Annotated in this window: 25 protein-coding genes; 15 read left to right on the forward strand and 10 right to left on the reverse strand. The window is 48.7% G+C overall.

All coding sequences use genetic code 11. The features are described from left to right. Window positions 1-32: 32 nt before the first annotated feature. Entirely contained in the window at window positions 33-1,073 is a 1,041-nt protein-coding gene (mtnA, locus tag AWQ23_RS11490; RefSeq protein WP_062436658.1) for an S-methyl-5-thioribose-1-phosphate isomerase, read from the reverse strand. A gap of 158 nt (window positions 1,074-1,231) precedes the next feature. Here mtnA and AWQ23_RS11495 point away from each other — a divergent pair, with 158 nt between their 5' ends. Then, window positions 1,232-1,468 carry a hypothetical protein gene (locus tag AWQ23_RS11495; protein WP_062435542.1) on the forward strand — a complete coding sequence of 79 codons (237 nt, stop codon included), beginning with the start codon at window positions 1,232-1,234 and terminating at the stop codon, window positions 1,466-1,468. Window positions 1,469-1,474: 6 nt separating this feature from the next. Here AWQ23_RS11495 and AWQ23_RS11500 read toward each other — a convergent pair whose 3' ends face one another. Then, window positions 1,475-2,185: a 16S rRNA (uracil(1498)-N(3))-methyltransferase gene (locus tag AWQ23_RS11500; RefSeq protein WP_062435545.1), complete on the reverse strand. Its 711-nt coding sequence runs from the start codon at window positions 2,183-2,185 to the stop codon at window positions 1,475-1,477. Window positions 2,186-2,334: 149 nt separating this feature from the next. Here AWQ23_RS11500 and AWQ23_RS11505 point away from each other — a divergent pair, with 149 nt between their 5' ends. Then, the gene (locus AWQ23_RS11505; RefSeq protein WP_062435548.1) at window positions 2,335-3,717 is read left to right on the forward strand and encodes an NAD(P)/FAD-dependent oxidoreductase; all 1,383 of its coding nucleotides are present in this window, start codon (window positions 2,335-2,337) and stop codon (window positions 3,715-3,717) included. 109 nt (window positions 3,718-3,826) lie between these two features. Here the strand turns inward: AWQ23_RS11505 and AWQ23_RS11510 are convergent, their stop codons facing one another. Beyond that, complete coding sequence (locus tag AWQ23_RS11510; RefSeq protein ID WP_083500712.1) at window positions 3,827-4,063, reverse strand: hypothetical protein; 237 nt, start codon at window positions 4,061-4,063, stop codon at window positions 3,827-3,829. A 332-nt stretch (window positions 4,064-4,395) separates the two neighbouring features. Here AWQ23_RS11510 and AWQ23_RS11515 point away from each other — a divergent pair, with 332 nt between their 5' ends. The 6 genes from AWQ23_RS11515 to AWQ23_RS11535 all read left to right on the forward strand — a co-directional run bounded on the left by AWQ23_RS11515 (window position 4,396) and on the right by AWQ23_RS11535 (window position 7,170). Next, window positions 4,396-4,938, forward strand: coding sequence for a DnaJ domain-containing protein (locus AWQ23_RS11515; RefSeq protein ID WP_062435551.1), 543 nt, complete (start codon window positions 4,396-4,398; stop codon window positions 4,936-4,938). A 19-nt stretch (window positions 4,939-4,957) separates the two neighbouring features. Continuing rightward, a complete protein-coding gene (locus AWQ23_RS11520) occupies window positions 4,958-5,977 on the forward strand; it encodes a hypothetical protein (protein WP_062435553.1) in 1,020 nt (339 codons plus the stop codon). Between the two features lie 160 nt (window positions 5,978-6,137). Beyond that, window positions 6,138-6,284, forward strand: a complete 147-nt coding sequence (locus tag AWQ23_RS16025; protein WP_157072223.1) for a hypothetical protein — start codon at window positions 6,138-6,140, stop codon at window positions 6,282-6,284. A gap of 73 nt (window positions 6,285-6,357) precedes the next feature. After that, window positions 6,358-6,666, forward strand: coding sequence for a DUF4258 domain-containing protein (locus tag AWQ23_RS11525; protein ID WP_071884928.1), 309 nt, complete (start codon window positions 6,358-6,360; stop codon window positions 6,664-6,666). Further along, complete coding sequence (locus tag AWQ23_RS11530; protein ID WP_223209903.1) at window positions 6,636-6,908, forward strand: YgiT-type zinc finger protein; 273 nt, start codon at window positions 6,636-6,638, stop codon at window positions 6,906-6,908. The genes AWQ23_RS11525 and AWQ23_RS11530 overlap by 31 nt, the downstream gene beginning before the upstream one ends. Before the next feature lie 34 nt (window positions 6,909-6,942). Beyond that, the gene (locus tag AWQ23_RS11535) at window positions 6,943-7,170 is read left to right on the forward strand and encodes a hypothetical protein (RefSeq protein ID WP_157072224.1); all 228 of its coding nucleotides are present in this window, start codon (window positions 6,943-6,945) and stop codon (window positions 7,168-7,170) included. Here the strand turns inward: AWQ23_RS11535 and AWQ23_RS11540 are convergent. From AWQ23_RS11540 to AWQ23_RS11550, 3 genes are all read right to left on the reverse strand, one after another. Continuing rightward, on the reverse strand, window positions 7,154-9,385 hold the full coding sequence (locus AWQ23_RS11540) for a cation-translocating P-type ATPase (protein WP_062435558.1): 2,232 nt from the start codon (window positions 9,383-9,385) through the stop codon (window positions 7,154-7,156). The genes AWQ23_RS11535 and AWQ23_RS11540 overlap by 17 nt on opposite strands. 85 nt (window positions 9,386-9,470) lie before the next feature. Next, window positions 9,471-10,910 carry a multicopper oxidase family protein gene (locus AWQ23_RS11545; RefSeq protein ID WP_062435561.1) on the reverse strand — a complete coding sequence of 480 codons (1,440 nt, stop codon included), beginning with the start codon at window positions 10,908-10,910 and terminating at the stop codon, window positions 9,471-9,473. A gap of 12 nt (window positions 10,911-10,922) precedes the next feature. Beyond that, window positions 10,923-11,477 (reverse strand): DUF411 domain-containing protein, encoded by a 555-nt coding sequence (locus AWQ23_RS11550; protein WP_232308902.1) that lies wholly within the window; start codon window positions 11,475-11,477, stop codon window positions 10,923-10,925. Between the two features lie 77 nt (window positions 11,478-11,554). Here AWQ23_RS11550 and AWQ23_RS11555 point away from each other — a divergent pair, with 77 nt between their 5' ends. Beyond that, the gene (locus tag AWQ23_RS11555; protein ID WP_062435564.1) at window positions 11,555-12,307 is read left to right on the forward strand and encodes a TIGR00297 family protein; all 753 of its coding nucleotides are present in this window, start codon (window positions 11,555-11,557) and stop codon (window positions 12,305-12,307) included. A gap of 42 nt (window positions 12,308-12,349) precedes the next feature. Next, a complete protein-coding gene (locus AWQ23_RS11560) occupies window positions 12,350-12,715 on the forward strand; it encodes a hypothetical protein (RefSeq protein WP_062435579.1) in 366 nt (121 codons plus the stop codon). On the opposite strand, the gene AWQ23_RS11565 is transcribed toward AWQ23_RS11560, so the two are convergent. After that, the gene (locus AWQ23_RS11565; RefSeq protein WP_062435581.1) at window positions 12,712-13,347 is read right to left on the reverse strand and encodes a hypothetical protein; all 636 of its coding nucleotides are present in this window, start codon (window positions 13,345-13,347) and stop codon (window positions 12,712-12,714) included. The two genes, AWQ23_RS11560 and AWQ23_RS11565, sit on opposite strands and share 4 nt — an antisense overlap. Window positions 13,348-13,421: 74 nt before the next feature. Continuing rightward, on the reverse strand, window positions 13,422-14,381 hold the full coding sequence (locus AWQ23_RS11570; RefSeq protein WP_062435585.1) for a Gfo/Idh/MocA family protein: 960 nt from the start codon (window positions 14,379-14,381) through the stop codon (window positions 13,422-13,424). 116 nt (window positions 14,382-14,497) lie between these two features. Between AWQ23_RS11570 and AWQ23_RS11575 the strand changes: the two genes are divergently transcribed. Both AWQ23_RS11575 and petF1 read left to right on the forward strand, forming a co-directional pair. Further along, entirely contained in the window at window positions 14,498-14,791 is a 294-nt protein-coding gene (locus AWQ23_RS11575; RefSeq protein ID WP_012307921.1) for a ferredoxin, read from the forward strand. 364 nt (window positions 14,792-15,155) lie between these two features. Continuing rightward, entirely contained in the window at window positions 15,156-15,449 is a 294-nt protein-coding gene (petF1, locus tag AWQ23_RS11580; RefSeq protein WP_012307922.1) for a ferredoxin PetF1, read from the forward strand. Between the two features lie 160 nt (window positions 15,450-15,609). Here petF1 and AWQ23_RS11585 read toward each other — a convergent pair whose 3' ends face one another. Both AWQ23_RS11585 and AWQ23_RS11590 read right to left on the reverse strand, forming a co-directional pair. Beyond that, window positions 15,610-17,262, reverse strand: a complete 1,653-nt coding sequence (locus tag AWQ23_RS11585; protein ID WP_062435587.1) for an NAD(P)H-quinone oxidoreductase subunit 4 — start codon at window positions 17,260-17,262, stop codon at window positions 15,610-15,612. A 203-nt stretch (window positions 17,263-17,465) separates the two neighbouring features. Further along, a complete protein-coding gene (locus AWQ23_RS11590) occupies window positions 17,466-18,758 on the reverse strand; it encodes an IS4 family transposase (RefSeq protein ID WP_062431542.1) in 1,293 nt (430 codons plus the stop codon). 345 nt (window positions 18,759-19,103) lie between these two features. On the opposite strand from AWQ23_RS11590, the gene serS reads away from it, so the two are divergent. The 3 genes from serS to AWQ23_RS11605 are packed head-to-tail and all read left to right on the forward strand — an operon-like array spanning window position 19,104 to window position 21,932. Continuing rightward, window positions 19,104-20,387 carry a serine--tRNA ligase gene (gene serS, locus AWQ23_RS11595; protein WP_062435590.1) on the forward strand — a complete coding sequence of 428 codons (1,284 nt, stop codon included), beginning with the start codon at window positions 19,104-19,106 and terminating at the stop codon, window positions 20,385-20,387. Window positions 20,388-20,404: 17 nt separating this feature from the next. Then, window positions 20,405-21,082, forward strand: a complete 678-nt coding sequence (locus tag AWQ23_RS11600; RefSeq protein WP_062435592.1) for an urease accessory protein UreF — start codon at window positions 20,405-20,407, stop codon at window positions 21,080-21,082. Between the two features lie 55 nt (window positions 21,083-21,137). Beyond that, window positions 21,138-21,932, forward strand: a complete 795-nt coding sequence (locus AWQ23_RS11605) for a type 1 glutamine amidotransferase (RefSeq protein ID WP_062436667.1) — start codon at window positions 21,138-21,140, stop codon at window positions 21,930-21,932. Window positions 21,933-21,958: the final 26 nt, after the last annotated feature.

A 21,958-nucleotide genomic window follows, 5' to 3' on the forward strand; every position in this document is an offset into this window, starting at 1 on the left:
CACCGCTTGGGAGGGGATAGAGGGGTCGGTTTTTAACCTTTGAGATGAATCAACTGGTCGGGAGCCACAGCGCCTTTTTCTGTAATGATCGCCGTAATCAGGTGGGCCGGGGTTACATCAAAAGCCGGATTATAAAATTGCACCCCTTCCGGGCAAATGCGCGTGTCACCAATTTGATAAACCTCCTTAGGATCCCGCTCCTCAATGGGAATTTGCTTACCATCGCTGAGGGAAAAATCCACCGTCGATAAAGGAGCCGCCACGAAAAAAGGAACATTGTGGGCCTTCGCAACGATCGCCAAACTGTAGGTGCCAATTTTATTCGCGGCATCGCCATTAGCCGTAATCCGGTCAGCACCGACCACCACCGCATCGATGCGACCCTGTTGCATACAGTGGGCCGCCATGTTGTCACAGATTTGCGTCACCGGAATCCCTTCCTGGACGCATTCCCAGGTGGTGAGCTTGGAACCCTGGAGCCGAGGTCGGGTTTCGTCAGCATAGACCATCCCTAAACGATTTTCTCGCCAGGCCGAACGAATTACCCCCAAAGCTGTACCATAACCCGCTGTGGCTAAACCACCCGCATTGCAATGGGTGAGGAGCGTTAATTTTTCGGGGGTTTCGGGAAGAACCACCAACCCCTGATCACCGATCGCCTGGCAGGTGGCGAGGTCTTCATTGTGAATCGCCTTGGCGGTATCAAGAATTAAATTTTGCAACTCAGGAATACTACCAGTCGCATCTTGAACCGTTGCCATTACCCGATCAATGGCCCAAAAAAGATTGACTGCGGTGGGACGGGTTTGCCGGAGGGTTGCGGCGATCGCCTCTAATTTTTCCAGAAAAATGGTGCGATCTGTGGTTTGGATCTCCTTTGCCCCCAGGTATAGACCATAGGCCGCCGAAACCCCAATCGCCGGCGCTCCCCGGACAATCATCGTGCGGATCGCCTCAGCCATAGCCTGGTAGGTTTTAATTTCGACGACTTTATAGGCGAGGGGGAGCAGGGTTTGATCCACGAGGAGGACGCGGTCTTCTTGCCAAACGATGGGGTTAATGGAGTTGCTCATTAAACTGGGAAAATTCCAACGGTGAAAAATCTTCACTATTGTGGCCTGAGGGCGGACGAAAAAAAATACATTCGGTAAATTTCTCCGGCGATCGCCTTGCATCTCCGCTACCATGGCCATGTAAGTAAAACCCCCTAATGGTTTGGAGAAGCGGGAAAATGAGTGAATTCGCTGATTTTATAAGCATCATGCACGATGACCTTGGCGAACATTATCAACGCATCATGATGACCTACAAGGGGAATATTACCCCCGATACAGCGTTCCAGGCAGCGGCACTCCTCACGGCAGCCCAGAGTAACGCGACTTATACGAGTCAGCTCCAGGGGGAAATTGAGTCCCTCCGCAAAACCTTGATCGCCATCGAAAAATCCCGGCGGGATTCCCAAAGTTAAATCCAGTTAATTCCCCGGACGACAGTAACTATTCACTAAGGCGATCGCCGTAATTGATGCTGTCACGGCCCGCAGGATCGAATTTCCCAAGGAAACGACTGGAATACCTTTGGCGATCGCCTGTTGGATTTCCGTTTCTGTCCAGCCCCCCTCCGGCCCGATCAGTACCGTAATTGCTGGCGGGAGCGTTTTAGGTAACGCATCGAGGAGATGCAGCGATTTCTCCCGTGCGCCACAGAGATAGGTTTGCTCTGGGGAAAGGGTTTCTAAAAGTTTTAAAAAAGGTTGGGGTGCGGCAATTTCTGGCACAATCGCCCGTTCCGATTGTTCTGCGGCTTCGGTGGCAATTTTGCGCCAACGTTTTAACTTATTCTCACTCGGTTTTAAAATCGTCCGCTCAGAAATTACTGGATAAATATGCGTCACCCCCAATTCTGTGCAGCAACGCACCACTTCATCGAAGCCATTTTTCGGCAGAGCAGCCACTAATTTCACTGGAATCGGGCATTCTGTTTGGAGGTGCTGGGATTCGATTAATTGAATCTGCTCAGTCTCCGTCAGTTCACCAAGCCAAGCTTGGCCTAAACCATTTAACACAACCAGGCGATCGCCCGCGCGCAACCGTAGCACACTTAGCAGATAATGCCGTTGTTCTGTTGTTAAATTAACCCTAGAAAGATCAGTAAATTGCGCCTCAGAAACCACCAAACGCTGCATTAAATTAACCGTCTCCGCCCTATTTTTTCGAGCAATAGCACCATTGAAATCTCACCTTTTATCTCTTTGGGTAGATTTCTGTTAGTATTCTTACCTAACACAGGCCGATTGAAATAAAAGTTTATATTTTCCCCAACCCCAGCGAACCCATGGTCAATACCCAACTCCCCAATCTCACCCCCCAGACAGACAAGCATAAAGTGGTGATTATCGGTGGCGGTTTTGGTGGTCTTTATGCCGCGAAAACCCTCGGTAAATATGAGGCTGCCGTGGATGTCACCCTGATCGACAAACGGAACTTCCACCTGTTCCAACCGCTGCTGTACCAAGTAGCAACAGGTACCCTTTCCCCGGCGGATATCGCCTCGCCCCTGCGCGGTGTCCTCAGCGGCAACAAAAACACCCATGTGCTCCTTGATGAAGTTGTAGACATTGATCCCGACAGCAAAACGGTGGTAATGAACGAAGGGATCGTCAACTATAACAGTTTGATCGTCGCCACGGGGGTCAGCCACCACTATTTTGGGAATGACCATTGGAAACCCTACGCACCGGGCCTAAAAACCGTTGAAGATGCCCTCGAAATTCGCCACCGCATCTTTATGGCCTTTGAAGCGGCGGAAAAAGAAACAGATCCGGCACTCCAACAGGCTTGGTTGACCTTTGTGATCGTGGGTGGTGGCCCGACGGGGGTAGAATTGGCCGGGGCGATCGCCGAAATTGCCTACAGCGTTCTGAAAAAAGATTTCCGCAAAATTGATACCACCCGCGCCCGGATTATTCTCCTAGAAGGGATGGATCGGGTTTTACCCCCCTACGATCCAAGTTTGTCGGCAAAAGCGCAAAAATCCCTGGAAAATCTGGGTGTGCAGGTACAAACCAAGAGCCTCGTGACGAATATCGAAGACCACCTTGTCACCTTTAAGCAGGGCGATGACCAGCTTGAAATTGCCGCGAAAACTATTGTCTGGGCCGCTGGGGTGAAAGCGTCTGGCATGAGTAAAGTCCTCGAAGACCGTTTAAGCGCGACCCTAGACCGAGCTGGTCGGGTCATCGTCGAGCCGAACCTAAGCGTTGCGGGCTACCCCGATGTCTTTGTGATTGGGGACTTGGCCAACTTCCCCCACCAAAATGAACGGCCTCTACCTGGGGTGGCGCCAGTGGCGATGCAAGAAGGGGAATATGTGGCAAAACTGATCAAACAACGGGTCAATGGTCAGGAGATGGCGCCTTTTCGTTATATGGAATTGGGTAGCCTAGCTGTTATCGGCCAAAATGCCGCCGTTGTGGATCTCGGTTTTGTGAAATTCTCTGGGTTCCTGGCCTGGTTAATTTGGATCTTCGCCCACGTTTACTACCTGATTGAGTTTGATAACAAGATGGTGGTGATGCTCCAGTGGGGTTGGAACTACTTCACTAGAGGTCGGGGTGCCCGTCTGATTACCGGAGAAAAGGATCTCGTCTCTGGATTCAAGCTCTACCAAGAAACTGCTGATAAGGAAACGAAGGTCAACATTAAAGTCGAAGCCTAAAGTCAGACTCAATAGCGCATTTTTATTGAAATTCCCCTGCGAAATTGCTGGTTTACAGAAGTTTTGTGGGGGTCTTATTTTGCTGTGATAAATTATCCTTCTGAGCAAGTCAGGGATTTGTCGAAGCATCTACAGGGGCATTACGAACTAGGCCTGCTAAATCTAGCAAATCCTGACCATTCCGGGGACGTAGCTTATCTCTGAGGGCGCTCTGGACGAGGCTAGAGGCATTTTCTTCGGGGTGAGTTTGGAGGTATTGATCAAGCTCCTGCCACAGCTCATCCGAGATGTACAGTGTTTTTTTTATGGGCGCTTGACTCAAGCTGCAGGGTATGACTTTTATCATACTTGCTCATAGTGAATTCTGTCGGTGGTTTTTGGGTGGATGGTGTTGGGGTTGGGCGATACTATGGAGGAATCTTTGTATTGTTTTTTCTTGTGGGCTGAGTGACCGATGGCAGTAACCCGTGATTCTCTCCAGGCGTTTGTAGATTACTGTAATGCCTATATCCAGGGGGATGAGAAGTCAGAGGCACAGACATTTTGGAATGCAGATTAGACAAGATAAGAAATCTAAGAAATGTAACAGTTGCTTATACTTGCTGTTATATTTCATCCACTTAATAGATAGTGTGTTATTTTGGTGCATATTCAAGTATGGTAATTTAAAGCAAATTTATGGCGAAAAGTAAAAGAAAAACGCGCCCTAATATTAATTACGTCAAGGAAAAAATAGCTGATATTGCTGATAAATATAACTATGATCCTAGAGTATTGTTAGAGTTTGCTGAATATGTAAATGGAGGCAAATTTAAGCCTGTTGAGCTGAGTATGCAACAGCTAAAAAATGCGGTTGTGAAAGCATTTAACTGTAAAAATTATCAAGAATTGAAAAAAAATGGGAATTTCAAACTTTATGTTAAAGATGAAAACTTAAAGTTGAATCTAAAAACATCGTGGAAGAAAATTTATCGAGAGTGGGTTGACATCCCAGAAAGTGAAAAAAATGATATTGGTTATGGTTGCATAAATGGGATTAACATATTTAAAAACTTTAGACCTTGGGAAGTTTTTGAACTGAATCCCCAAGAAGCATCCGCTGAAGATATTAAGACGGCTTTCCGGAAGCTAGCATTAAAATATCATCCTGATCATGGTGGAGATCAAAAAATATTTGCAAAACTTCAACATATGCGAGATAGTCTTTTAGCAGCATATTGATGATTAAAGTGAAAACGCTATGGCAAAAACACAATCTTTTAATATTAAAGATAAAGAATTAGCAGAGGCATTATCTATAAACTTGGAAAGGCTATATGAAATATGTGATTTCTTCGATTCAAATGATGAAGATGAATGGGACTTAAATTATGAAGAACATTTTATATGGGTCAATCAAAAGCTAAAAAAGAGAATTTTTAGTCCTCAAGGTGCTTATGCTATTTGTAAATACATTGATCAAAATGAGGGTAAAAACTTATTAAGAAAACTACAGCGTTGGGTTACCGGACGAGATAGACGCATTAGAAGCATGCTCGTTCAAAAAAAGATTATAGATATCGTAGACGAAAAAAATGCAGTAATATTTCAGTCCGGTAAAGCTTTCATCACGCAAAGATATACAAGAGAAATATTAGGCTTAGGTCGTAGACAAGATACATTAAATAAAGCATTTGATGCAGAAATGAAAACGCCTAACAGAGAACCACTTCAACTAGATAAGCACTTTATTATAGATGAAAAGGATCATAAATGTTTTAGTGGTGTCGGTATCGCTAGAGTAAGTTCAAATCTCGGTCAAACACTGACAAATAGGCATCGTAGGGAATGGTGTAATTTAGTTTCTCAGCAAATCGGTGGTGAAATTAAGCGTTTGATGGAAGATCGTGAGCAAAGAGACAAGAAAATCAAGTCAGCCATGCAAAAAGCTAAAAATAGTGCAAGAGGTGTTTGTCAGATAACAGGAGAAAGAAAAACTGCTGCAAATCCATTCAACTTAGCAGTACACCACGTTTTTGACAAAAAAACATACCCAAATTTAGCCGATCATCACAATAATTTAATTGTGATTAAAGATGAAATTCATCAGGAATTCCACGCATGGATGGGCGGGACAAAAGAACCATGTGATGTTGAAGATCTTGAAAAATTTATCATCGAATTTTCTAACGATTTGTTCATGAAACATGGAGCCTCGCAGATGAGTAAGACTCTTAAAAAAATCAAGAAAATTAAATTAACAATTAAGCCACTTCTTTAATTGAAGGAGCACTCTTTTGCCTATGAACTCCATAATCCAGGAGATTTGATATGAAGCAAGGTCTAAAATTCTGGCACCAGATGTGGTGAAGTCGAGAAGATTTATCCTGCATTTCGGATTCCTAGTAAGAGTTTCAGCTATAAAAATCACAAAAAGCTCGATGGATGTCCTTATGCTCAAAGCCTATTGCTTCAAAAAAGACGACGATATCCTCGAAAAACCTTTATGGTTGCACCTCACACTGGCCGAAGAAAAAAATGGCGAAAATATAGTTGGCCCCTGGGCGATCGATAACCCACCAAAATAATTAGTTCAACCAAACTCTATAATCTAATAAAACGTTTTATTCATCAATTTATGATTCGGAATTATGGCCAAAAATGATTATCGATCAAATTAAACATAAGCTTAAAAAAGGAAAATTTGAATTTAGTCGTCATGCTTTTAAACGGGCAGTTGAAAGAAATATCAGTGAACAAGAATTAAAAGAAATAGCCGACACCATAGAAATCATTGAAGATTACCCTGACGATAAATATTCCCCTAGCTGTCTTTTGCTTGGGTTCACCTATAATAATCGCGCTTTACATTTACAAGTTTCAAAATTGGAAACCAACTTATTAAAAATAATCACTCTATACGAACCAGATTTAAACGAATGGGACAATTACAAAATAAGGAGAAAGTAGAAATGTTTCAATGTCATGTTTGCCAATCTAAGCATTCAAAACAAGAAGTGACCAGTGAAGTTTTTCAAATCAACGGTAAATTTTATTTAGTTGAAAATATCCCTGTGGAAGTCTGCCAACAATGCGGAGAAGAAACTTTTAGTCGTGAAACAACAGAAAAAATCCGCAAAATGCTCCATGAAGATCAACAGCCAGCAAGAACAATCACAATGGACGTTTTCTCCTATCAAGCCGCTTCTTAGAATCTTGTTCTGATCAATGGAAGGATTATACAAAATGCTTATGCAATTTGATGTTACTGGATTGGCTGCTGAACAAATTAATCAACTTCAAGTTATCATTAATGCTTTCAAGTCTAAAAAACAACTGAAAAAAAACACCTCTCATCATCAAGAAAAAGACATCTTAGAAGCACTTACAGAAAGACCCATTGAAGTAAGTGGATTCTTGAAACGTGAAGAAATCTATAATTGTCATCCAGTGAACCTTAAAGCCGTTGACTAACTTTTTTCAAACGTAGGGCATTGGTCACCACCGAAACAGAACTAAAGGCCATGGCCGCCCCAGCGATCATCGGGTTCAGAAAAATTCCCCAAGCACTGAGAATCCCCGCAGCGATGGGAATGCTGGCGACATTGTAGAAGAAGGCGAAAAAGAGATTTTGTTTGATATTGCGGAGGGTGGCGCGACTCAGTTTAATCGCCGTTAAAATTCCTGCTAAATCCCCAGAAATGAGGGTGAGATCACTGGCGGCGATCGCCACATCAGTACCCGTGCCGATGGCAATCCCTAAATCCGCCTGGGCCAGGGCTGGAGCGTCATTAATGCCATCCCCCACCATGGCGACCACTTCCCGTTGATTTTGAAATTGTTGCACCACAGCAGCCTTTTGGTCGGGGCGCACTTCTGCTTGCACCTGATCAATGCCCACCTGTTTGGCGATCGCCGCGGCGGTGCGGGGATTATCTCCGGTGAGTAGGACAACCTTTAAACCCAATTTTTGTAACTGTTTGACGACGTTGGGGCTAGTGGGTTTAAGCTGGTCAGCCAGGGCAATCAGGCCCGCGAGTTGGTGGTCGATGGCGACCCAAATCACCGTTTTCCCTTCGTTTTGCCAGGCTGTTGACTGGGTCTGTAATTGTTCTGTGTCAATGCCTAGATCCCGTAGCCAATGGGCCGTACCAATGTAGATATTTTGCTGCTGAATTGTGGCCTGTACCCCTTGCCCCGTTTGGGATTGAAAATTTTCCAGGGAAACGAGGGGCACGTTTTTGATCTGGGCGTGCTGAAAGATCGCTTCCCCCAAAGGATGCTCCGAAGATTGTTCCACGCTGGCGACCCAAGACCACAGTTGCGCCTCATCAATCAGGCTGTGGCAGTTGGTGACGCTGGGTTTCCCCTGGGTGAGGGTACCCGTTTTATCGAGGACAATGGTGCTGAGGTGGGCGGCGAGTTCCAGACTTTGGGCATCTTTAATCAAAATGCCGTGCTGGGCACCAACCCCCGTACCGACCATAATCGAGGTGGGCGTCGCTAACCCCAGGGCGCAGGGACAAGCAATAATTAAAACGCTCACTAAAGTCGTGATCGCCAGGGAAAGATTACCGGCGATCGCCCAAAGGCTAAAAGTAACCAGCGCAATCACCAGCACGGCGGGCACAAACCAAGCGGTCACTTGATCCGCTAACTTTTGGATCGGTGCTTTGCTCCCCTGGGCTTCCTGGACGAGGCGAATGATCTGCGCCAAAACCGTATCTTCCCCCACATGGGTCGCCTTTAGGATCAAACGACCTGTTTTATTCAAGGTTGAACCAATGACGCGATCGCCAACGGTTTTTTCCACGGGCAACGATTCTCCCGTCACCAAAGCTTCATCCAAGGTGGAATCTCCTTCTAAAATTTCGCCATCCACCGGAATTTTTTCCCCCGGTCGGATCAACAGGCGATCGCCCACCTGTACCTGTTCTATGGGAATATCAACGGTAGTTTCACCCCGCAGCACCCGCGCTGTTTTCACTTGCAAGCCCATCAGCTCCCGGATCGCTGCCGCCGTTTGCCCCCGTGCCTTCCGTTCGAGCCATTGGCCCACAAGAATGAGGGTAATAATCACCGCAGCAACTTCAAAGTACACTTCCCCAATGAAGCCCCAGGCTTGAAACTGAACCGCAAACACCGTCGCCAGCACCGAATAACCATAGGCCACCCCTGTCCCCAGAGCCACCAAGGTATTCATATCGGCAGTGCGTTTTTTGAGGCTTTTCCAGGCACCAACGAAAAAATCTCGCCCTGGCCAGACCATAATCGGCGTTGTCAAAGCCCACTGCAACCAGGGATTGTGCCACCAATGGGCAATTCCCGGAATTTCTGTCCCCAGCATCATCGGTAAACTGCCCACCACTAACACCGCACTCAAGGCCCCCGCCAACCAGACCTTATGGGCTAATTTGCGCAATTGCTGTGCCCGTTCCCGTTCCTGTTGGTCGAGTTGACTTTGGCGATCGCCTTCCATGAGGGGAATCGCTTCGTAGCCCGCATCGCTGACCACCTGCTGGAGAGTTTCACCATTCAATTGGCTGCCGTCAAATTCCACCCGCAGTTGCTCGGCGGCAAAATTTACTTGGGCAACCTGTACCCCGGCGGTGTTCTGGAGGGCGGTTTCGATGGTGGTGGCACAGGCAGCACAGCTCATCCCTTTGATCTGAAACTGGCGGGTTTCCATGGCGAACTTTCCTCGATGATCCAAACGCTACTTTTTAGGGTAAAAGCTCTAGTGCACTAGAGAGTCAAGGCCGAAATTTCACATTTTATGAAGCGGGTAGAATTTCCAATTGGCCCATCATGCCGAGGTCTTCATGGTCGAGAATGTGACAGTGGTAAACCGTCTTCCCTGCAAAATCCCGGAAAGCGATTCTGATTTTGACCGTTTCCCCGACCCGCACCAGTACCGTATCCGCCCAGGCGATATTTTCTTCCGGTACACCGTTGCGGCTCACCACTTGAAAGCCATTCACATGGACATGGAAGGGGTGATCCATTGTGCCCGTATTCACAATTTCCCAATCTTCCACATCGTTCAAGCGGACGGTGGTTTGGGGTTGATCCCGGTAGGCTTCCCCATTGATCAAAAAAGCCATTCCCTGTCCTGGCACCATGCCATGGTTCAGGGTAAAACGACGGGTTCGGCTCGGCTCCGGTAAAGGTTCAACGGGAATTAATTGGGCGGGAATTTGCACCGGGGCGAAGGTTTGAGCACTGGGGGTAAAATCGGCGATCGCCACAGTGGCATTGTTGTATTGCTGGCCCATCATCCCCATCTGGGCGCGTTGATAAGGAAGGTTGAGTAAATGGATCGGCGTTTTCGGTAGATCCTGGGTTTTGATGAGCACCTCCGCCCGTTGACCTGGGGTTAAAAGTAATTCATCCCGCTCCAGGGGCTGAGAAAAAGCGCCGCCATCCCCAGCAATTTGAATGAGCTTTTGGCCGTAGAGTTGGAGGCGATAAAACCGCGAGGGGGACGCATTCAGTAACCGCAGCCGCAGCAAATCTTTGGTCACGGCAATTTCTGGGTGAAAAAGGCCATTGACCGTAATTAGATTCCCTTCTCGACCCGCCATCAAATTCATGTGGGAGCCCATCATTCCTTGGGGTGGGCGATCGCGGTTAAAATCCTGGAGAACAAAAAATTCCTCTTGGGCGGCGCGGATTTCTGGCAGTTCATCCAAGTCCCCCCGCACAACGATCAGCCCAGCTAACCCCTGAAATAACTGTTCGGCGACAAAACCATGGTGGTGGGGGTGGTACCAGTAAGTGCCAGCCCGCTGTTGGGGATGAATTTCCAGTTCGTAGTGAAAAGTTTCCCCTGGTGCGATGTGGAGGAACACATTATCTTGGTTGCCTTGTGGGGAAAGGTGCAGTCCGTGAAAGTGTAGATTTGTCGGTTGATCGAGGCGATTGGTGAAATGAACTGTGAGGCGATCGCCCGGTTGAACTTCTAGGCGGGGGCCAGGGATTTGACCGTTGTAGGTCATCATGTTGCGCGTGGGTTCTCCCCCAAGGATTACATCTTCATAGCGGGCTTCGAGGTTAATTTCCAGGGAACCCCCTTCACTGCGATAAATCTCTGGTATGGGGGCGGCTAAAGGACTAGAGTTTCGGCTTCGGAGGAGATTGCGCTCCTGCCAAAGCAATGCTCCTGTTGCGCCCAAGGCCGTTAAACCGAGAAACTCACGCCGCTTAATGCCCATTGTCTGTAACCCTTAATTACCTGGATATTCCTGAAAGACAGAAGTCGTGCCATCTTCATGGAGTGCCAAAACTTGGTAGGGCTGTTGGCGATCGCCTGCTTCCATCCCCGGAGAACCGATGGGCATCCCTGGCACGGTTAACCCAACAACATCGGCGGGCGGATTTGCTAAAAACCGTTGAATATCGGCGGCGGGAATATGACCCTCAAACACGTAACCATTGGCAATGGTGGTGTGACAAGACGCAAGTTCTGGGGTGATGCCAAATTGTTCTTTGATCGCGCTAATATCCGGCTGAATATTATCTGTAAAGGTGAAACCATTGGCTTCAGCATGATCCACCCAGGCACCACAACAACCGCAGGTGGGCGTCCGGTAAACCTCTGCGGCGATCGCCTGGCTAGGCACCGGTATTTGACTTTCAACAAGGCGGCGTTGATCTCCCTGGGCCTGGGATTGACTAAAGGCCGCGATCCCACCAACGCCCAGTAAAAGAGCGATCGCCCCGATGGCAAACCAATATTTTTTCACCATTACTAACACCGCAAATACAATTGCTTTCATCATAGACTCTCCCCTTAGCTAGAAAGTCAACGGGGTCAGGCGATTCAATAAGATATTGAAAAATAAGTTTGGTTTTCGTGATGGATCTTTTGACAAATAACTGGCTCGTGGCGATCGCCTTAAATTCAACCCTGATTTTGCTTGCCTTTTTGGTGCCGAAAAAATTACTGACCCCCTGGGGTTATCTCCACGCTTGGCTGTTGGGGGTGCTGGTCTGGGGTTGTCTCGGTTGGCAGGGCTATGGCGTCGTACTGTTTTATTTTTTTGTGGGGGTAGGGGTGACAAAAATTGGCAAAAACATTAAAGAAGCCGCTGGGATCGCTGAAGGTCGGGGTGGTTTGCGGGGGCCAGAAAATGTTTGGGGGTCGGCCCTAGTCGGGACAATTTGCGCCTTGGGCACTCTAATTGCCCCAGAAAATATCCAACTCTTACTCTTGCTCGGTTATGTGGCGAGTTTTTGCACAAAGCTCTCTGATACAAGCGCCAGTGAAGTGGGTAAAGCCTACGGGAAACGCACATTTTTAATCACCACTTTCCAAGCCGTCCCCAGGGGTACAGAAGGGGCCGTGAGCTTAGAAGGAACTCTGGCCGGGATGGTGGCTTCGGTGGCGATCGCCTTGGTGGGGTATGGCGTTGGTCTGATCGATCTGCTAGGAATCTTCTGGTGTGTGGTGGCGGCTTTTGTGGCGACGAATATCGAAAGCGTAATCGGCGCAACGGTTCAAGAAAAATTTGCGGTTCTTACCAATGAGGTGGTGAACATTCTCAATACTTTGGTGGGGGCAACGGTGGCGATCGCCTTAGCTTCGTTATATTGGGCGGTAACTTCTTAGGTTTTAAATCCTCTTTTTTAAAAATTATTTTGTGCAGTACCGATGACGACTTTTAACCCAGAAACCCAAATCACCAAGCCTTCTCCCCTCTCGAAAACCAAATTTCTTTCCATTGGCATCTCCGCCCACGGCACCATTGCAATTGGTATCTCTGCCCACGGGATCGTTGCGATTGGGGTCGCGACCCACGGCATTATTTCCCTAGGAGTTGTGGCGATGGGGGTGATTTCCTGTGGCCTGGTTTCCATGGGAGCCTTGAGTGTGGGGGCCGTTTCCATGGGGCTTTATTCCTTTGGGCGGCAAAATATGACCCTCAACGAACCCCACCAGCACAGTTTACCGAGCGAAAACTCAACAATGCCCACCGCTGCACCGCTGGCAGAACCCAGCCATGACCACAGCCACTAGGGACTATTTTTGCGGTTAGCTTTCAGGGCGATAATTTCTTCGCAACTCACCCGCTTCAGGTTCATATCCCGGCCATTGCTAAACACATTCCGATTCAACGTCCAGGTTTCCTGGGAGTTTTGCACATCGTTTTCAATGTTGGTGACAACGGCGGCGCTTAGGGTTTCTGTGTCCAAGACCCCGGCAATTCTCTGGTTATAGGAAGTGTAGTAGCCCGCTGCATCGTTGGTAATCGTCGCTTCCAGGGTGCCACTGACATCGTTTGTGGGTTCTACGAGCAGTTCGGCGATCGCCTGGATGGTTTGCTCTTCGGTGCGGTAGCAATAGGCCCCGGCCTCTAGGGTCGTTTTATTGGTGATCTTGGGGGCGGCACTGTCGGCGGGCGCATTTTGGATCGGCTCCCCCTGCACCACCAGATTATCTTTGGGGGGGCTATTGTTATTTTTCGCGTTAGGAACTTGGGGCGCATTTTCTACGGGGATTTCTTCCGTGGGCAGGGGTTGAGACTCAGGGACAACGGCCTCTTCTGGGGAATTTTCACCACCACCACAACTACTCAGCAGCATCAAAGTCAGCAGCAGAACTGGCCCCCAAAATTTTGTCCTGTGTTGGGCAGAGAACAACGCAACCATAATTTTCCCAAGGTAAATCGTGACTCTATTTTATCGAGCGGCATGGGCCGAGAGCGGTGAAGTCGGGGAAATATTTAGGTTTGGCCCAGGGCAGCCCGTTGGATTTGGGCGGCCACCTGGAGAGCGTACAAACTTTGTTCTGGCTGGATATAGAGAGGTTTGCCTGCGGTTAAATGATCCAGCACTGCCACCGTATCCTGCAAGAAAACGCCGCGCCGACTGCCCGCATCGAGGTTTGTCTGGCGATCGCCTTGGCTTAGGGTGCCTTGGTTGCCGTTGAATTCTAAAGTGCCTTTATCGCCATAGAGACTAAAACGGCGATCGCCTTTGGGGATCAAGACTCCTTTACCGTAGGTGAGGTGGGCAATCACACCACTTTGAAACTTCAGTTGCGCCGTACAGAGACAATTTTGATAATAGCCGGGCAACTCCGCCGGGAGAAATTGGGCCGCCCCGGTGACTGTTTCGACCGTGCCAAAGAGATCCAGCAATCGGTTTACCCGCGAGAGCGCTGCCACAAACGGAAAACCATAATCCTCGTAATGGTATGTCCAGTAGGGTAGGGTTTTCGCTTTGGGAGCAAGGGTAATGTAATGGCCATAGGTGATCGCGCCCAGTTCCGGTAAGGTCTGCCGAATCGTTTGGTGCAGTCCCCCCAACAGTTCAATATGCTCCACATGGAGGAGTCGTTTTTTCGCCTCGGCCAGTTGAATCAATTCAGCCGCTTCGGTGGGATCGAGGGACAAAGGATATTCCACTACTACGTGTTTCCCCGCTTCGAGGGCCGCCCGCACCACTGCCCCATGGCGTCGGTTGACCGTACACACAACGATTAAATCCAAGTCGTCCCGCTGGATTAGGTTTTCCCAGGTGGCGATCGCCGCTAAATCATAGTTGCTGGCGAACTGCTCCCGTGCCGTTTGCCATTGACCCGCCACGGCCATTAGTTTTGCCCGTCCATCCCGTAAAAAGGCCTCTGCCCGCCGTTTAGCTGCGTAACCAGTACCGACAATGCCCACTCGAAATTTTGCCATCGCCTAACGCTTTTTCCTCAAACTGCTGTGTGCTTGCTGGGGCAGGTATTTTCCCGGAGCCCCCAAACGGGTTTAATGGAAACTGAAAACCCTAGTTGCAAAATTACATTACCGCAATGGCAAGTTACGAAGTTACTCTGAAAACCCCCGAAGGTGAATATACCGTCAGCGTTCCCGATGATATGTATATCCTCGACGAAGCCGAAAACCAAGGCATCGATATTCCCTATTCCTGCCGAGCCGGGGCTTGTTCTAGTTGTGCCGGGAAACTTATTTCGGGCACCGTTGACCAGAGTGATCAAAATTTCCTCAGCCCTGAACAGGTGGCCGCGGGTTATGTGCTCACTTGCATCGCTTACCCCACATCTAACTGTGTGATCGAGACTCACAAAGAAGAAGATCTCTACTAATTGGGCGATCCATCGGCGATCGCATAAGTATTCCTGATGCAGTTTTAAAGGAAGATGACAAGGGGCGATAACCACATTCCATGACTTAGGTCGCTGAAGCACTCGGATTTGCAAGCTATAGGGATTCTTCTATTGCTCTAATTTTGTTGCTCCAAAAAACATAAGTCAGTCTTATATAAAGTGTGTGGGCTAACTTCATTCCTAATGCGACATTCGTTCTCTTTTGTTTTCCTTTATCATCAGAAAATGATCCATCAATTTCAGAAGGCATTTAGTGGGTTGCCCAAGGCTTAGGCCCAAGCACACTCTACGAATGGCCGGATGAAATCCTTGTAAACACCCTGTTACACCAGAGGAAACACTAATGGCTACATATAAGGTTACACTCATCACTCCCGACGGCGAAGTATCCTACGACGCTCCCGATGATGAATACATTCTAGACTCCGCCGGTGATGCTGGTTATGACCTTCCTGCATCCTGCCGTGCCGGTGCTTGCTCCACCTGTGCTGGTAAGATCGTTTCCGGTACTGTTGACCAATCCGAACAGTCCTTCCTCGATGATGATCAAATTGAAGCAGGTTACGTTCTGACCTGTATTGCTTATCCTCAATCTGATGTCACCATCGAAACTAACAAAGAGGAAGAACTCTACTAGAATTTCTCGGCCCACCTTGGGCAATTAGATAAATAGAACATTTAGAAGTGTTTCCCCTGGGAAGCGCTTCTATTTTTTTGCGCCTCGGGTTCAAGCACAAAAAAATCCCCGACGGATCGGGGACTTAGGAAGATTACTTCATTGAAAACTGCACACAGATTTAGCGCAGGGGGCTTAATTCTGGGGCTTGTAAAGCGGCGATGGGTTCGCTGGGTTGCTTGGCGATCGCCTGGGCCTGACGCACACTGGTATTGAGGGTTTGGGTTTTCGCATCGTACATTTGCATCAGCAGTTTCGGATAGAGTCCCACGCCGATAATCAAAACGGTAAAACAAGTGGCGATAAAGATTTCCCGGGGCCGCGCATCTTCATAAATGGCATTGCTCGGTAATACGCAGTCATTCCCAAAACACACGGGGGCATTCCCGGCGATCGCCACATTGGTCGGTTGACCAAGATCGCAACTGAGATCCATCTCGCGGGTGTAGAACATTTCCCGGAGCATCGAGAGCAGATAAATGGGCGTGAGGATTACGCCGACGGCGGCAAGGAAAACCGTAATTGTACGGAAGGTTGCGCTATAGGTATCGCTGCTGGCGAGGCCCACAAATACCGAGAGTTCCCCCACAAAACCACTCATGCCCGGTAGTGCCAGGGAAGCCAAAGCCCCCACCGTAAACATCGCAAAAACCTTGGGCATAACCTGACCAAGGCCCCCCACTTCCGCGAGGACCATCGTCTTCGTGCGATCATAGGTGACTCCCGCGAGGAAAAAGAGCACCGACGCAATCAGACCGTGGGAGAGCATTTGCAGCATCGCCCCATTGATCCCTAGATCCGTAAAGGAGGCAATGCCAATCAGGACAAATCCCATGTGGGACACAGAGGAGTAGGCGAGGCGGCGTTTCATGTTGGTCTGGCCAAAGGAACTAAACGCACCATAAACAATATTGACCACCCCCAAAATCACCAACAGGGGCGCAAACCGCACGTGGGCGTCGGGTAGCAGTTCCATATTGAAGCGCATGAGACCGTAGCCCCCCATTTTCAGCAGGACGCCAGCCAGGAGCATGGAAACGGGAGAGGAAGCTTCGCCATGGGCATCGGGCAACCAGGTGTGGAGAGGAAAAATCGCTAACTTCACGCCAAAGGAAACTAACAGCCCAGCATAGAGCCACATTTGTAATCCCAGAGGATAATCCTGTTGGGCGATCGCCCCTAGATCAAAGTTCGGGCCACCGGGAAGATTCAAGCTCAGGGCCAGGGCCGCAACGAGAATGAAAATAGAAGCTGCGGCTGTGTAGAGGAGAAACTTCATCGCTGCATAACGACGACGTTTCCCACCCCAAATACAAACGAGGAGATACACAGGGATCAGTTCGATCTCCCACATTAGGAAGAATAAAAATAAATCCTTGGCGACAAATACTCCAATCTGCGCCGAATAGAGCAGCAGCATCAAGGCATAAAAAAGCCGGGGGCGTTGATTAACTTGCCAGGCCGAAAACATCGCGAGGGTCGTCACAAAACCAGCGAGGAGAACAAGGGGCGCGGAAATGCCATCCACCGCCACACTCCACTGAATTCCCAAGGACGGCAGCCAACGATAACTCTCTGCCAATTGAAACTCAGTCGCCTGGGGGTCAAAATGTTGCCAAAAAGCAAAGCACATCAGCGCAAAATCGACTAAACCGACGATTAGGGCGTACCAACGTACAGTTTTTCCTTCCTTATCAGGAAGCAACGGGATCAATAGGGTCGAAAGAGCTGGCAGGGCAATGATTGCCGTCAACCATGGGAAATCTGGTGCCATGAGTTGTTCGCTTCTATATGTAGAAATGTTTAGAATCCCAGCATCATACCAAAGAGGCGTGCTTTCTCCGCAAAATGTCGCAATCCCCCTGCCCAAATCCTCCCTTGAGGGAGGTGGTCGAAGACCGGAGGGTGCCATTCTCCCCTCGTAGGGGAGTTAGAGGGGTGTTCTCAGTCAACCCACCCGTAGCCCCTCCCAGGAGCTTATCTTGTAGGGTTTTGAAGGGGAGAAACCTTAGACTGTTCAAAACCCTGTTTAATGAAATAAAAACGTTCTAGGGCTTGCCCTACGACTTTAGTTCCAGGCAAAGGTTGTCGTTTTGACGGTGCAAAACCCACTAGTTTCCCTAACGCCACCATTACATCTTTCGCTGTCCCGACTTTTCGCCTTGTTACTCTCTCCAGCAATGCCACTTCTTCTTCTGGTAGTACCTCTGTCGCTACTTGCTCTGGGTTTTCCCTTACTTGATAGGTGATGGCCATTATCTGCCACGCTATCACAGAGTAGAAACTTAAAGCATTAGTCAGGGTATGCACATCGTCAAACTGTAATTTCTCTACCCTTAACCCTCCTGATTTCAACGTGAAATGAAATTGCTCAATGCGCCAACGCATGGCATAAAACTCCACTACTCTTTCCACCTCCTCCCGATTGCCCACAGCTAGACTCGTCAGTAATAACCAAGATGTGCCTGCGGCCTCTTGCTCCACTCTCTCCTGAGTTTTGACATCCACACAGTCGATTTCCTCTGCTATCACGACCGATAACCCTTGAGTTTTATGCCTTGCTGGACTCAAGTCCGCCCGGGGATATACATTCACCTCCCCTGCTTTTAGCCTTACTCTCACTGCTACTTCTCGATTCTTGCGTCGTACCTGTACTGTTTTTTCCCCATATTCCGGCAGATATTGACTCAACTCTGGCAACGATGTCACCCTACCATCCCTGACCAATTCCAGCTTTCTCGGTTCATGCACCCTGACTAATAGTTCTATTTTGTCGCCTCGTTCCGCTTTGAAAAAGTCAAATATATCTGCCTCTCTGTCTTCCACTAGCACTATCTTGTGTTCTACCTCGGTGGTTTCCTCTCTCAAGGCCTCTAATCCTTTAAACCATTTTTCACTTTCTTTTTCCCCCTCTGCCAAGTCCATACTGCCTCCTTTTCTTGTCCAATATTCCTGATAGAACACCCCTAACGGCATCCCTTGTTGATTGAGCAGCATGAGGTTGTGTTGTAATAAACCCTTGATTTTTCCTTGGATTTTGCCAATGCCTGACAGTTGTTGATGTCCCGTATAGTTGTAATAGGTCGTATCTTGGACAGCGATGATGTACTCACCCTCACTCTTGACTGCCCGTTTGATTGTCTCCTGTTGATGACCTGATAGCATGACCTTTGGCGTGAGTTGGTTTCGAGCGAATATCCCTGCAATTGTTTGCCGAAAGCCATTTCCCAAGGCTTGGGAGAATGATAAGCCTGCTTGATTGGTAATCAACTGGCAAGCCCGATGGAGGCTTTTTTTATCTGGGGTCTGAGTTGGGTCAAGGTAAGGTTAAATTCCATTTTTGCTCTTATTATCTTTTTGTTGACGTCATTTTTCTCTTTTGGGCTTTGTGTTTTTAAACCCCTACAAGATAAGCCCAGGAGGGGATAATTAGCCGGTGCACTGGAAAGTTCTAAAAATCCTCCCTAGAGGGAGGTGCCGAAGGCGGAGGGTAGACTATTCCGTTAGGGGAGTTAGAGAGGTGTCCCTAGAGACAGTACCAAGCAGGATTTGATTGATTATTACTAGCCCATCATGAATAATGTTGGGTGATTCAACCGCAGCAAAGCAAAGTCCGTGCTAGACATTAAACTCCTCCGCGACAATCCGACCCTTGTCCAAGAACGCCTCGATGCCCGTAAAGCGGGAGAATACGATATTCAACCGATTCTTGATCTAGATATTCAACAACGCACCCTCGAAGGCGATCGCAGCCAACTCCAGGCCCGCAGCAACGAAATCGGTAAACTCATCGGCCAAAAGATTAAAGGCGGTGCCGATCCCAAAGGCGAAGAAATTGCCACCCTCAAAGCGGAGGGGAATGAAATCAAACAAAAGCTCGCCGACCTCGAACCCCAGGAAAAAGAACTCAAAGCCCAAATTTACAATCTGCTGTTAGCGCTGCCGAACCTGCCGGATCAAAGCACCCCCGTAGGAACCAATGAAACTGAAAATGTCGAAGTGCGCCGCTGGGGAGAAGAACATAAGCCCACCAATGAAAACATCTTGCCCCACTGGGAAATCGGTGAACAGCTCGGTATTCTCGAATTTGCCCGGTCAGTAAAAGTTGCCCAAAGTCGCTTTGTGAGCCTCGTCGGTGCGGGGGCAGCCCTAGAACGGGCTTTGATCAACTTCATGTTAGATCAGCAAATTGCGGCGGGCTATGTGGAAGTAATGCCCCCGGTGTTGATTAATAGTGACTCCCTTACTGGAACAGGACAACTGCCAAAATTTGCCGAGGAAAGTTTCCGCTGTGCCGACGATGATCTCTGGCTAACTCCCACTGCTGAAGTGCCCGTCACAAATCTCTACCGTGATGAAATCCTCGAAGCGGAAAATTTGCCCATTTACCATTGTGCCTACACCCCTTGTTTTCGGCGGGAAGCGGGTAGTTATGGCAAAGACACCCGTGGGCTAATTCGGCTGCATCAGTTTAATAAAGTCGAACTTGTAAAATTTGTTCATCCTGAAACCTCGGCGGCAGAACACGAAAAACTCGTTGCCAATGCCGAGGCGATTCTCCAAGCCCTCAAGCTGCCCTATCGCGTTCTTGAACTCTGTAGTGGCGATCTCGGTTTCAGTGCCGGGAAATGCTATGACCTGGAAGTGTGGCTCCCCTCCGCAGACATCTACCGGGAAATTTCTAGTTGTTCTAATTTCTATGATTTCCAAGCGCGACGGGCGGGGATTCGCTTTAAGGAAGCAGGGAAAAAAGGCACCCAGTTTGTCCATACTCTCAACGGTTCTGGCTTGGCGATCGGTCGCACCATGGCGGCAATCCTCGAAAATTATCAACAACCGAACGGAACGGTGGCTGTACCAGAGGTGCTGCGGCCCTACCTTAAGCGTGATTTTCTCTAGTCCATACGAGGTCACTGGTGCAACAACTGATTCTCTGGCAACTGATTAATTCAAACTTTCCCCTTGGAGCTTATAACTATTCGGAGGGTTTGGAATATTTGGTAGAGTCGGCTGGATGTCCTGAAATAGAAAGCTTTCAGGATTGGTTGGGGTTGCACCTGCGTTATGGTTCGATCCGCGCTGAAGTGAGCGTTATGCTGCGGATTGTACAGGCGATCGCCGCTGATGATTTGACCCAATTGCAGTATTGGAATAGTTGGTTGAATGGGACGCGGGAAACCAAGGAACTCCGGCAACAAAGTATCCAGATGGGCAATAGTTTGTTGAAACTATTGGGGGATTTAGACGAAAACAAACGACCACAGCTAGGGGCTTGCCGGGAGCAGATCGGCAAAAACTGCCATTATGCGATCGCCTTTGGGATAGCGATCGCCCTCTGGGACATTGAGCCGCAGCAAGCTGTTTTAGGTTATCTCCATAGCTGGCTGAGTAACTTGGTGAGTGCGGGAGTAAAAATGATCCCCTTGGGTCAGACCCAGGGCCAACGGATCATCTACCAGTTACAACCCCTAATTATTGAGACGGCAGAAACTTTGGTGACGCAAAAAGAGATGGATCTTTATGCCTGTACCTGGGGTTTAAGTTTGGCGAGTATGAACCACGAAACCCAATACACCCGCCTTTTTCGGAGTTGACCCCCAGGGGTTAAGATAAGGGGCATTCTTTTTTTCGGTGAATGGCTCAATGACGATGCACCTCAAGCTCGGCTGGCTCTACCCCACCCTCATGGGCACCTATGGCGATCGCGGCAATGTGATTTGCCTAGAAAAACGGGCCCAATGGCGACAGATTACCGTTGAAGTGATCCCCCTCGATAAAGAAGCGCCCCTAAACGTTTGGGAAGAAGTAGATTTGATTGTGGGCGGCGGCGCCCAAGACCGCCAACAGGAGATTGTCATGCGGGATCTCCAGGGGGCCAAGGCAGAACAATTAAAAGCCCTCATCGAAGATCAAGTGCCAGGGGTCTTCACCTGCGGCTCACCACAACTGCTCGGTAAATATTATGAACCTGCCCTCGGCCAACGCATCGAAGGTCTCGGCATCTTAGATCTTGTCAGCAAACATCCAGGCTTTGGGGCAAAACGTTGCATCGGGAATGTCGCCTTTGAAATCACGGCCGAACCCCTCGCCACAGAATTAAAGGCCAAGCTTGGCGATCGCCTCATTGCCATCGGCTTTGAAAACCACGGTGGGCGTACTTACTTAGGAGAGGTGCAACCCCTAGGCAAAGTCCTCAAGGGCTACGGTAACAACGGCGAAGATGGTTGGGAAGGGGCATTCTACCAAAAGGCGATCGCCACCTATGCCCACGGGCCACTGCTACCGAAAAATCCGTTCCTGGCCGATTGGCTCCTCGAAAAAGCCCTGGAACGGAAGTACAACACCGAAATTCACCTTGATCCCCTCGACGATCAACTGGCCCGCCAAGCACGCCAGACCATGTTCCAGCGCCTCACATTGTCTGTATCGAGCAGCCCCATTTAAGCAACCCCGTTTAAACTTAGCAAGTA

The sequence above is a fragment of the Picosynechococcus sp. PCC 73109 genome (assembly GCF_001521855.1).
GTDB lineage: Bacteria > Cyanobacteriota > Cyanobacteriia > Cyanobacteriales > MRBY01 > MRBY01.